7 protein-coding genes are annotated in these 13,403 nt (G+C 41.3%); all 7 read left to right on the top strand.

Going from position 1 to position 13,403, the window contains the following annotated elements:
- Nucleotides 1-389: 389 nt before the first annotated feature.
- The 7 genes from M3166_RS10355 to M3166_RS10325 all read left to right on the top strand — a co-directional run bounded on the left by M3166_RS10355 (nt 390) and on the right by M3166_RS10325 (nt 13,314).
- A complete protein-coding gene (locus M3166_RS10355; RefSeq protein WP_251689740.1) occupies nt 390-962 on the top strand; it encodes a peroxiredoxin family protein in 573 nt (190 codons plus the stop codon).
- 118 nt (nt 963-1,080) lie between these two features.
- Nucleotides 1,081-2,508: a S41 family peptidase gene (locus M3166_RS10350; RefSeq protein ID WP_251689738.1), complete on the top strand. Its 1,428-nt coding sequence runs from the start codon at nt 1,081-1,083 to the stop codon at nt 2,506-2,508.
- A gap of 220 nt (nt 2,509-2,728) precedes the next feature.
- Nucleotides 2,729-3,898: a PDZ domain-containing protein gene (locus M3166_RS10345; protein WP_251689736.1), complete on the top strand. Its 1,170-nt coding sequence runs from the start codon at nt 2,729-2,731 to the stop codon at nt 3,896-3,898.
- 140 nt (nt 3,899-4,038) lie between these two features.
- Nucleotides 4,039-4,662 (top strand): TVP38/TMEM64 family protein, encoded by a 624-nt coding sequence (locus tag M3166_RS10340; RefSeq protein WP_251689734.1) that lies wholly within the window; start codon nt 4,039-4,041, stop codon nt 4,660-4,662.
- Nucleotides 4,663-4,788: 126 nt separating this feature from the next.
- On the top strand, nt 4,789-8,430 hold the full coding sequence (gene addB / locus M3166_RS10335) for a helicase-exonuclease AddAB subunit AddB (RefSeq protein ID WP_251689732.1): 3,642 nt from the start codon (nt 4,789-4,791) through the stop codon (nt 8,428-8,430).
- The gene (gene addA / locus M3166_RS10330) at nt 8,405-12,124 is read left to right on the top strand and encodes a helicase-exonuclease AddAB subunit AddA (protein ID WP_251689730.1); all 3,720 of its coding nucleotides are present in this window, start codon (nt 8,405-8,407) and stop codon (nt 12,122-12,124) included. The genes addB and addA overlap by 26 nt, the downstream gene beginning before the upstream one ends.
- A gap of 11 nt (nt 12,125-12,135) precedes the next feature.
- Nucleotides 12,136-13,314, top strand: coding sequence for a DUF418 domain-containing protein (locus M3166_RS10325; protein ID WP_251689728.1), 1,179 nt, complete (start codon nt 12,136-12,138; stop codon nt 13,312-13,314).
- Nucleotides 13,315-13,403: the final 89 nt, after the last annotated feature.

Genomic DNA, 13,403 nt, shown 5'->3' with positions numbered 1-13,403 from the left:
TAGATAAATTCAGTGTTTGGAATTTTTTCATTATTCCTAATTATGGTGCTTAATTTATTTCCGTAAGATGGATTTCTGCAAACTCTTCATTTTACCATCTTAACTCACTAATTATATGTACAAATAAGATTCAAATGTCTAATATGTTTTCATTAAATGTAACGGGACGATTGTATTAAGACTATGTATTTAGAACAAAATATGTATATTTTAAATACCCGTTTTTTATAATAAATAATCATATTTGGTAAAATTAAATTTATATAGGTTTTTAAATGATTCATTAGATTATTAAATCAATGACGATTCAAAAGAAGTTTTTCCAGTTTGAATAAATACCTGAAAGTTATGATAATGTACTAATAGGAAGAAATAGTGGGGTGATGTTGATGAAAAAAAATATTGGAATCGGTATTATTTTAGTGCTTGTCATCACAATGCTTGGCACTTACATAAAAGCTGAGATCAATCAAAGTACGGCAATCAACGAAAATGCAATAGGAAAAGAAGTTGAACTGGGCGAAGAAGTGGGCCTCGAAAAAGGTCAGTTTGCACCGGATTTTACATTATATAATTTACAAGGCGAGCCACTGACACTTTCTGAGCTGAGAGGAAAGCGGGTCGTACTGAATTTCTGGGCAACGTGGTGTCCGCCATGTGAAGCAGAAATGCCGCATATGCAAAAATACTACGAAAAATATCGTGAAGAAGACAATGTGGAAATTGTCGGTGTCAATATGACGTATGCAAACGAAAAACTGGAGCGTGTGGAGCAGTTTTTAAAAAGCTATGAGATCACCTTTCCGATCGTACTGGAACAAACAGAAGCAGTCGCCTATCAATATGAAATTATAACAATGCCGACAACGTACATGATTGATACAGAAGGGAAAATACAAAAGCAAATCATTGGCCCGCTGGATTTGGATGCATTGCGTGAAAATGTCATGCAACTAGATTAAGCTTGGAGAATGCGCAGACCGGCATCTTAAATATCTTCATTTTGTGACGTTTAAATTCGACTTTATAAGTATGATTCTTTCATTCGCTTCATAAATTTTATGGAACGGAGGAGAATTCGTGCGGAAAAGTCGGATTTTTTTATTAATTGTTGTAATGGTGTGTATCGGTGTAATTGTTTATGGTGTTATGAAAATCAAGGCGCAGCCACAAGAGGAACAGGCGGGTTTTGCGGTAGTCAATGAACTGCATGAGTTAATTACGAGCGAATCAGTTTATGATGTCAACTCTGAAAAATTGGTGGAAGGTGCACTGCGAGGGATGGCAAATGCAATAAATGACCCTTATAGTACTTATTATTCGGAGCAAGAAGCAGCATTACATAAACAGACGCTCGCAAGTGAACGAATCGGCATTGGTGTGGAATTGGCAGAAGCAAATGGCAAGATTATCGTCGTGGCTCCTATTAAAGCATCGCCTGCAGAAAAAGCGGGTATTCGACCATTGGATGAGCTTATACAAATTAATGAAGTACGACTTGACGGAAAATCTATGGGGGAAGTTCGTAAGCTGATGTATGGTAAGGAAGGGGAAGCGGTGGAGCTTGTCATTTATCGACCGGAAATGGATCAGCATTTAAAGTTAGTCATGAAAAGAGAACGTTTGAAAAATGATACGGTGGAAGCAGAAGTTCTCGAAGTAGAAGGGAGAAAACTTGGCTATATAACGATCAATCTTTTTGGTGAAAAAACAGCAGAAGAATGGAAAGAGGCTCTTGATGAGGTAATTAAGGAGGAAGTGGAAGGGTTAATTATTGATGTGCGGGACAATCCAGGTGGCTATTTACATAGTGTTGCCCAAATGATGAGCATGTTCGAGCAAAAAGAAAAAATCTTTGCGTATATGCAAAATCATGATGGTGTAACAGAGCCACTGAAAACAAAGAAAGTGGAACAGTTCCAGCCTTACGCAAATTGGTTGCGTGACACGCCTTTAACTCTTATCCAAAATGAAGGAAGCGCATCAGCCAGTGAAGTGTTTGCAGGTGCCCTACAGGACTGGAAACGTTCGGTCATTATTGGAGTGACGAGCTTCGGTAAAGGAACGGTCCAACAAACATGGGATCTTCAAAACGGCGGAGAAGTAAAGTTATCAACGAACAAATGGCTTACCCCTTCTAAAAAGTGGATCCATGATGTAGGAATAGAGCCGGATGTCGAAGTGACACAGCATCCTCTTTACAGTGTGGAAACAAAAATACTGAAAGGGCGCTATGAAGAGGGAGAATACAGTGAAGAAATTGCCTACAGCCAGCGTATTTTAAGTGAACTGGGCTACGCTATCAGCCGGACAGATGGATTCTTTGATAAGGATACAGCTCAGGAAGTAGAGAGCTTCAGACACAAGCATGATATTGCAGAAGGAAGCTATATGGATGAAGTATTTTTCAATGAATTAACGAAAGAACTGCAAACATTCAAACAGTCGAAAGTTAACGACATGCAGCTGCAGATGGCGATTAGTTATATTATGCATCAGTTTGAGTAAGGGATAGTGTAAAAGATATTGAAAGCTCGTTTCTTAACGAAATGGGCTTTTTTTATTTGATTACCATTTTATTTAAAAACGATCTGAAAAAATTCCATCTTATTTACCTCCTCCATAAATCTCCGAATCTCCCACCCTGCCTTTATTTCATTTCCGGTACAAATGGGACTACGCATTCCGTAAAGGATTTGGTACAATTATTCGTACGGTAGGTGAGAATATGGATGGAACAGTTTTGATTGAAATTTTAAAAGGGATTGGCCGATTTTTTATAAATCCTTTGTTTTATATCGCCATCATTTCCGCAGTTTATTTAGGATATCGCCGAGTGAAGCGCGAACGAAGGTATTTTAACCGACGGATACTAGGTGGCTGGTCCGAGCTGAAAAATATGCTTGCGATGGGCTTTATGCTGTCCGTTATTATTTCCTTATTTAGTCTTGTAATAGGCTTAACAGTATCACTCGAATTATTGACAATTGTATTTATTGTAAGTTTCGTAGGTTTGATCATTTATATGTATCAATTATTATCGCCGGCAATTGTTATGGCGGTTGCTTTTTGCGGAATCGTTTGGATGCAATGGCAAGATTGGTCATATACAATCGGAACTATTGAATTGGCAGGGAGAAATGTTACGGACGATCTTGTTATGACCGTTCCGATTATGACAGGACTCTTGCTGATGGCAGAAGGAATTTTAATTCGCCGGTATGGTGCCCGTTTTGCTTCACCGATTGTTGAGAAAACAAAGCGTGGATTAAATGGAATAGGCTATTTTAGTAAACAGCTTTGGATTTTGCCTGTCTTTACGATTATTCCAGGTGAAGGCATTCAAAATTTTGCGCCTTATTGGCCACAGTTTACGGTCGGAGCAGAACAGTTTTCGATCATCGTTTTTCCGTTTATTATCGGATTCCAGCAGATGGTGCGTCAAAAGCTGCCGATGAATGTTTATCCTCAAATGGGACGTTCAATTATTATGATCGGGCAATTTGTGCTGATCGTCGGATTGGCTGCATATTTTCTGCCGGTACTTGGTGCTGCTGCATTAGCATTAGGTGCGATTTCACGCACAATTATCGGCATTCATTATAGTCGTTCAGAAGACCGCAATAGTTATGCTGTTGTACGGAGTGATAAAGGTGTGATGATTGCCGGCATTTTACCGGATTCTCCTGCAGAGAAAATGGGACTTGTTGCAGGTGAGATTATTAAGCGTGTAAATGGACAAGATGTTTTTACAGAAGAAGATTTGTATAAAGCATTGCAGATCAATGCTGCCCATTGTCGTTTGGAAGTGCTTGATCATTCAGGCGAATTGCGTCTTGCCCAGCATGTTGTCCATCGTGATGATAATCACAAAATAGGGTTATTAGTTGTTAGTTAATTTCAAAAGAATCTCGGTAATGCGAGGTTCTTTTTTTTGGCTGAAACGGGTATAAACAAATTATGTTAAGATTAAATTGTACTAGACAGCATTGGATAACTTCAGGAATTTTTATCGTTTTTGGTAGGGGTGATTGATTTATGTTAGATTGGCTGACAATCGATAATTTAGAAACAATTGTAGAGAAATATAAGTTATTAGGTCCTTTTTTCGGAATTTTATTAACATTTTTAGAATCATTTATACCGATATTGCCGCTGTTCGTAATAATTATTGCCAATGCCGCAGCATACGGTTTATTTTGGGGATTTTTACTGTCCTGGCTTGGAACGGTAGCAGGATCATACATGTTCTTCCTCATGATTCGCATGTTCGGAAAGTACCGTCTCTTCCGCCGGATTAAAGAACAGAAACAAGTAAAAAAACTGATTAACTGGGTGGATATTAGAGGATTTACACCACTGTTTGTCCTGCTGTGCCTGCCGTTTACACCTGTTGTCGTTGTCAATACGGTTGCTGGTTTATCCAATATTAAAAAGAAGTATTATTTTTTGACACTCCTTATTTCAAAACCCATTTTAATCTTTTTAATTAGCTATTTAGGCAGTGATTTGCGTGATATTTTAACCTCTCCTGTAAAACTTATTATTTCAGCTGTCATTATTTTAATCATTTGGGGAATCGGAAAATTGATTGAACATATTTTAAATAAGCGTGTGGAAAGAGATTTGCGAGAGATTGGAAAGCTACGAAAACATAAATAAATTCTACGAGTCTTGTCTTTTAACAAATTGTGAAAAGACAGGGCTTTTTTGTATGATTGCAATTAATGCACGAACATGTATTCTTATATTATAATAGAAGAAAGAAATAAAAGTGAGGTGGGATTTGTGACGTTACGAGTTATATCAGGACGGGCAGGCACGGGAAAAACAACATTGATTCACCGTGAGATTGTTGAAGATTTAAAAACAAATATATTTGGACATCCAATTTTTTTATTAGTTCCTGACCAAATGTCGTTTACAGCGGAATATGAGCTGACGACGAATTATGACATTGAAGGAATGATGCGTGCACAGGTAATGACATTCAAACGGCTTGCCTGGTTTGTGCTGCAAAATGAAGGCGGTATCGCCCACGAACGCATTGACGGCACAGGGTACCGCATGCTGTTGCGACGTATTTTGGAAGAACATCAGGAAGAATTCCTACTATTTAAACGAGCGGCAGGTAAACCTGGTTTTACGAAGGAAGTAGAGCAGATTTTAAAGGAATTCAGTCAATATCATATCGATGTGGAAACAATCGACCCGCTAATCGAATCATTAAAATTAAACGGTGCAAGTGAAGTACTGCTTCATAAATTGCATGATCTGAATATTATTTTAAAGCAGTTGCATGAGCGAATCGGGACGGAATATATTGATGGCGATGGCTATTTTCCGCTGTTAATTGAGCGCATTCCGAAAATGGAAAGCTTGCGTGATACCCACATCTATTTAGATGGGTTTGTTTCATTTAACGGACAGGAATTTGCCATTTTAAAAGAGCTTCTTATTTATGCAAAGCGTGTCACAATTGTTCTCCCGATGGAAAACCCAGAAATGGATTTACTCGAAGGATCGGTATTTTACAGAGCTGCGGTGACGTACGACAAAATAAAGAATGAGCTGCAAAAATTACGTTTCGAACGAGGAATTGATATTGAAGAGGAGGCGCGTGTTCATTTAGAAGTAAACTACCGTGCGACAAATCGGGATTTACTGCATATTGAACATTGCTTCGACAAAATTACGGATATACCAGTCGAATCGACGGGACATACGAAAATATTGGAAGGTGTAAACCCGCGCGCAGAAGTGCAAGGTATTGCCCAGGAAATTAAACAGCTCGTTCTGGAAAAGGGGCTTCGCTATAAAGATATCGGGATAATGTACCGCCAGGCGGATGTATATGATGCGATTATCGGAACGACCTTTACCCAATACGAAATTCCGTTTTTCTCAAATGAGAAGCGTGCGATGCTTTACCATCCGCTTATCGAATTCAGTCGATCCGTACTGGAGATTATTACGACAAACTGGAAATACGAGCCGGTTTTCAGAAGCATTAAAACCGATTTGTTTTTCCCTTACGGAGCCAATTTAGTTGCAATGCGTGACAGAGCGGATATTTTGGAAAACTTCGTCATCGCAAAAGGAATTGTCCATGACCGCTGGATGAAAGATGAAGTATGGCATTATCGCCGTTTTAAATCACTGGAAAAAGTAAATGCCGTTCAGACAGAAGACGAGCTGGAGCATGAGCAACTTTTAAAATCCGTCCGTGACTTAATCCGGGAGCCGGTACTGGCATTGCAGAACCGGTTGAAAGGCAAAAAAACAGGCCGTGAAATTGTAGTGGCACTGTATGAGTTTATGGAGCGGCTTGATATTTATAAGAAGCTGCTAAAAATGCAGGAACAGGAAGAGCAGGCCGATTCACTCCATCAGTCATTGGAGCATGAACAGGCTTGGAATGGCTGGATCCATATTTTGGAGCAATTTGACCTTATGTTCGGCGATAAAGTTATGCCGTTGGAAGAAGTAGCGCAAATTTTGGATGAAGGCTTTGAAACACTTGAGTTTGCAAGTGTCCCGCCGACATTGGATGAAGTGACTGTTTCGACTGTCGAGTTTGCACGTTTTGACAATAAAAAGGCAATTTTCGTAATCGGTGTTAACGACGGAGTATACCCGATGCGTATGGAAGCGGGAGGACTGCTGTCTGATGACGAGCGTGAAACATTTGAGAAAATCGATGTGGAATTGGCCCCGGGGATAAAAAGCAGGCTTCTGCAGGAAAGTTTCCTATTTTACCGGGCGATTTCTTCATCGACACAATATTTATATATTACGTATGCAAATGCAGACGAGGAAAGTAAAAGCAAGCTTCCATCGCTTTATATTAACCGCCTGCACAGCATGTTTGAGATTACCGAAAACCAGGGTACCCCCGAGGAAAAAACGGTTCGCACACTGCCACATCGGCAAATTGCAATGGACCCGCTTGATGAACTCCAAAAAGATAATGTGCTCAATTATTTACAGCATCCGTCACCGGCAATCGGCTTCTTAATGACCCAGCTGAAGCAGGCACAGCACGAGCGACGTCCGCTTACCGAAGAATGGGCGGCGTTAAAAGCATTTTATGAACGGGAACAGCGATGGAAAGATGTACTGAATATCGTGGAAAAACCTTTGTATACGACGAATGAAGCAGAACCGCTAACGGAAGACGTAGCAACAGCATTGTACGGGGAAGACTTTTTGGCAAGTGTATCGCGTATTGAGCGCTTTTACAGCTGTCCATATTCACATTTTGCATCCTATGGACTGAAACTGCAGGAGCGTACGGAATTCAAGCTGGAAACATTCGCGATGGGCGATCTGTTCCATGAGGCAATCCGGACAATTTTATCCGAGAAAGAGCCATCGATCCCGCTTACGACATATGTAGCGTGCTATAAAAAGGCGGATGAAACCATTTCAAAACTGGCGGATTATTTCTCGTACAGTATTTTAAAAAGCAGTCACCGCTTTGAATATATTAAAACGAAACTTGTGAAAATCGTGGCACGTACAATTTATGCGCTCATTAATCAAAGTGAGCTGTCGAAGTTTAAAGCGATTGCCCATGAAAAGCCGTTTGGGAAACGCGACGACAAAAATACGGAACAGGATGACCGCAACCCGCTGGAAGCATTGAAAATCGATCTGGAACATAACCGGAAAATGTATGTACGCGGGCAAATTGACCGTATTGATGCATATAAAGATGCGGAAAATCTGTATTTGCGTGTTATTGATTATAAATCTAGCGGTCGCAAGCTTGATTTTACCGAAGTATATAACGGGATTTCGCTGCAGCTGTTGACATATTTAGATGTAGCGATGAAAAATATTCCGATTATCGCACGTGAAGGAAAGTTCATCCAGGACTTATCGGAGCTGGAGAATATCATTGTCCAGGCGGCTGGGATGTTCTATCTGCATGTGCATAATCCGCTAATTCCTACAGAAGATTATGAGCAGTATGATCGCGTGGAAAGTTTACGTCAGGAGAAGTTCAAGTTAAGCGGCTATATGGTAAAAGATGTGGAAGTGGCGCAACTGATGGACAAGTCACTTGAGCCGAGTAAAACATCCATTATCGTACCGGCAGCGTTTAAAAGCGGAGAGAACCCTGAATTCAACAGCCGTTCCTCAAAAGTGATCGAACAAGACCAGATGGAAAACCTGCAGGAATTTGTACACTATAAATTCCGTCAGGCGGGCAATGAAATTTACCGTGGTAATACAGAAATTAAGCCGTACAGCCTGGGCAATCAAAAAGCTTGTACGTATTGCAGTTTTAAGTCGGTTTGCCAGTTCGACCAGTCGGAAACAGGCAACAGCTTTAATGAAATCAAGAAACAGCCGGAACAGGAAGTATTTGAAAATATTAAAAAGGTGGTATGTGCAGATGACAATTCCAGAGAAGCCGAGTGATGTTCAATGGACAGATGTGCAGTGGAAAGCCATCTACGCATCCGGTCATGACATATTAGTATCCGCAGCGGCCGGTTCAGGAAAAACGGCGGTATTGATCGAGCGACTGATCCAAAAGATATTAGCGCCTGAAGACAAGCGCATAGATGTTGATGAGCTGCTCGTCGTAACGTTTACAAATGCCTCGGCTGCGGAAATGCGCAACCGTATGGCAGAAGCGCTCGAAAAGGAACTTGCCCAAAATCCGAGCAACCAATTTCTGCGCCGTCAGTTAAGTTTATTGAACAAAGCGCAAATCTCCACGCTGCATTCATTCTGTTTATCAATTTGCCGTGAATTTGCATACACCATTGATTTGGACCCGGGTTTCCGTCTGGCAAGTACAGAGGAAGCTTCGTTATTGCAGGATGATGTGCTGATGGATGTGCTTGAAAAGGCATACCGGGGCGATATGGAAACTTTGTTCTCGAAAGAAGAACTTTACACATTAGTCGACAGCTTTGCATCTGACCGCAGTGACCAGGCGATTGAACTGTTGCTGCAGGAAATGTATAAAGTATCGCGTGTACAGCCAAACCCGTATGAATGGCTGCGCGCATTGCCGGAGAAATACGATATTGATCCGGAAAGTCCGATTGATGACCTGGTTATTGCGCAGGAAGTCCGACCGTTTATTATCGGAAGCCTGAAAGAAATCGCCACTCGTCTTGAAAAAGGGTTGCAAATTGTGTCTGTTACACCTGTTTTAGAGAAAAACAAGCCATTGTTTGAAGCTGAATATACAGGGGTTAAGCATGTACTTGAAGCAATGGAGGGAGGCTCATGGGAACAGGCATATGAGCTGATCCCTGCAGTCGAGTTTGGACGCATCAAGCCGTTGACGAAAAAGGATACCGAGGAAGATAAGCAATATTATGCGTTAGCGAAAAATCATCGTGATACGGCAAAAGAAATGCTGACGGATTTAAAGGAAACATTTTTTGCGCGTCATCCGAAGTTGTATGTCCAGGAAATGGCGGCGACGAAGCCAATTTTGGAAACGCTCGTAAAACTGACGATTGAATACAGTGAAGCGTTTAAAAAGGCGAAGCAAGAGCGCGGCCTGCTTGATTTTTCAGATTTGGAGCATTATGCACTCGAAATTTTGACAGATGAAGAAAGCACGTCAACACCACCCCAGCCATCTGATGTGGCATTGAATTTCCAGAAGCGTTTCAAAGAAGTGCTTGTTGATGAATATCAGGATGTCAATTTCCTGCAGGAAACAATTTTGCAGCTTGTGAAAAACGGCGGTGAGCAGGACGGGAATATGTTTATGGTCGGTGATGTAAAGCAATCAATCTACGCGTTTCGTCTTGCAGAGCCACGTCTTTTCCTTGATAAATATAAGCGCTTTGAAGAGAACCCGTCCGGCACAGGGATGAAAATTGATTTGAATGCCAATTTCCGCAGTCGTTCGGAAGTTCTGGAAGGTACGAACTATGTATTTGAGCAAATAATGGACGAAGAAGTCGGCGAAATTGCGTACGATGAACAGGCAAAACTGAAATTCGGGGCGAGCTATGATGAGCAACAAGTACCGATTGAATTAGTTTTACTGGAAGGGGATTCGAAAGCTCAAATCATTCCGGGAAGTGAAGATGGTTCCGAGGAAGAAAGCATCAGCGCGGCACAGCAGGAAGCACGTTATATTATTCAGCGCATCCGTGATTTAGTCGATCATGGCGGACAAGTGTACAATCCGAAAACGAAATCGATGCGTCCTGTCAGCTACCGCGATATTGTCGTATTGATGCGTTCTCGCACATGGTATACGACGTTTGCAGAGGAATTCAAAATGGCCGGCCTGCCGCTCTATGCTGAAACGGACGGCGGTTATTTTGAATCTCTTGAAGTGATGATTATGATCAACACATTAAAAGTTATCGACAATCCGTATCAGGATATTCCGCTCGCTTCTGTACTGCGTGCACCGTTTATCGGGTTAACGGAAAACGAACTGGCGAAAATCCGTTTAATTAACGGGAAAGTACCTTTTTATGAGGCATTGAAGCAGTATAAAGAAGAAGCAGCGGGTGACATGCCAATCGAAATAGAGGCTAAGCTTGATAAGTTCTTTACGATGCATCGAAAATGGCGCCAGTTCTCCCGTCACGGGGCATTGGCCGATTTAGTATGGCAAGTGTATTTAGATACGAATTATTATGAAATGGTCGGTGCAATGGCGAACGGCAAGCAGCGCCAGGCGAACTTACGGGCACTGCATGACCGTGCATTAAGCTATGAAAAATCTTCATTCCGCGGATTATTCCGCTTCCTGCGATTTATCGACCGGATGAGTTCACGTGGAGATGATTTAGGAATTGCGAAGTCGACGAGTGAAGCAGACGATGTCGTCACATTGCTCACAATCCATAAATCAAAAGGATTAGAATATCCAGTCGTATTTGTAGCGGGCATGAGCCGTACATTCAATACAAAAGATTTAGGCAGCCGCTATATTTTCGATCAGGATTTCGGGTTGGCAATTAAATCGGTGAATCCGGATTTGAATATTATTTCGACTTCTTTACCGCATTTATATGTGAAGGAGAAAAAGCTTGCGAAGATGAAGGCAGAAGAAATGCGCGTCTTATATGTGGCGATGACCCGTGCAAAAGAGCGTCTCATTTTAGTCGGCTCGATTAAAGATTGGGAAAAGCAGAAGGAAGAATGGGCATTTTATCAAGAACTGGAGGATACAGTGCTCCCTGCATACATTCGTTCAAAAGCGAACAGCTATTTAAGCTGGGTCGGTCCAGCTGTTGCACGTCATAATGATTTCCTGTTTGCCGATTACGGCTATTCGAATGAAGCGGCAACAACGAAAGAATGGACTGTACGCATCATTCCAAATCGTGACTACTTGCTTGCCAATGAAGCGGAAACGGTGGAGCATGAAATGGTTGAACAGGCAGTGAATGAAGATATGGTTCAGCTGCTGGCGAAACGTTTCACGACACCGTATCCATATGCAAATGCGGTTACGAAGAAATCAAAAACGTCGGTATCGGAGCAGAAGCGTCTTGAAAGTTTGCAGCGGATGGAAGAAGAGCAGCTTTACAATATGGAAGCGAAGCGCTATGTAAAAACCGATGTACCAAGCTTTATGCTGAAAGGGAAAAAAGAACGCAAGCTTTCGGCAACCGAAGTCGGTACAGCTGTCCATGCCGTTATGCAGCATATCCCGCAACAAGGGTTTACAACGATGGAAGAGACGGAAAGTTATATCCAATCGCTTGTAAAACGTAAGCTGTTGCAGCAAATTGAAGCTGATGCAGTTTCAGCGGAAAAAGTATTTGCCTTTTTCCAAACAGAAGTCGGTGAGCGTTTTAAAAAGGCCAAGCAAGTACTAAGAGAAGAACCGTTTACCCTTAGTTTGAAAGATCAGGAAGGGGATGCCCAAATTGTACAGGGGGTCATCGACTGTATTTTTGAAGATGAACAGGGTAATTGGGTACTTCTGGATTATAAAACGGACTATATCGAACAGTATTTATTAGGCGATTTTGAGAAAATTAAACAAAAAATGACAAAGTCGTACCAAATTCAATTAAACTATTATCAGCATGCTGTACAATCAATTAAGCGTATTCAAATAAACGAACGCATTTTATATTTATACAGTATTGGACAAGAAGTGAAAATAGATTAGGGGGATGGACGGTGGATTTTCGCCCAGTAGGTACGAACGAGCGTGTTGCAACACTCGATATATTGCGCGGGGTAAGTTTACTCGGCATTTTATTAGTTAATATGTTTGGGTTTTATTTACCGATGCCGCATATAACCGATTTGAGCAGCTGGTTTAATGAAGTTCAGGATATAATACTCCAACAGCTTTTGGATATTTATGTACAAAGCAGCTTTTATCCGTTATTTTCTATGCTGTTCGGGTATGGATTAGCAATGCAATTTGTAAAAGCAAATGAGACGGGCGCAGATTTTTACCGATTTGCGCCAAAGCGTCTAATTTTATTATTTTGCATTGGAATGTTTCATGCGATTGTCATTTGGTGGGGCGATATTTTGGCCACGTACGCATTTTGCGGAGTATTTTTAATCGCGCTAATTCGTATTAAGGCAAAATGGCTCCTGCTTGTGGCGGTTGCGGTGAATGCTTTGTATCATGGTTTTAATTTAAGTTTATATGTCGCGGCAGGTTTTTTTTCGGCATCAATGGATAGTTTCCCTGTCGATATTGAAGCAATGCAAAGTGCCTTAACAGCATATGGTATCGGGAACTGGACGGATGCATTTATGCAGCGTCTTGATGATTTATCGATTCAGATGAGTGTCATGATGTGGATTTCGTCTTTATTTACAATATTACCTTATATGCTGTTTGGTGCAGCACTTGCAAAATGGCGTATGATCGAGCGGGCAAAAGAAAAAATCATAGTTTGGATCATTTTGGCTGTTGCTGGTATAGGCGGCGGACTTTATATGAAGAGCTTGCCGATATCAGGTGACCAAACATTGGGCAATGAATACTTGCAAGTTTATATCGGCGGACCGCTGCTTGCGATTGGCTATATGGCAGCCATAACATTGTTGACACAATTGCCGGTCATAGTAAAACTGCTGACGCCGATTGCAAAGGCTGGTCGTATGTCTCTCACGCTTTACCTGATGCAGTCCGTTATTTGTACGGTGCTGTTCTACAATTGGGGCTTCGGTTTATACGGAAAAGTGGATGTGCAAATGGGGATTTATATGGCGGTCGGAATTTTCGTTATCCAAGTACTATTTGCGGAGATCTATTTCTCGAAATATAAACAAGGACCGATTGAAGCATTACTGAAAAGATTTACTTACGGCAAACCTGCAGAACGTAAAACGTGAACAAAGATGCACCGAAAGCTTAGTTTTACGAATTAAGCCCCTTTTTGTCAGAAAAGTAAGGCAATTGTTTATATTTTAATGTATGATGT

The sequence above is a fragment of the Solibacillus isronensis genome, assembly GCF_023715405.1.
Taxonomy (GTDB): domain Bacteria; phylum Bacillota; class Bacilli; order Bacillales_A; family Planococcaceae; genus Solibacillus; species Solibacillus isronensis_B.
Note: the sequence above shows the minus strand (reverse complement) of the source record. Positions and strands in the feature narration are given on the sequence as shown.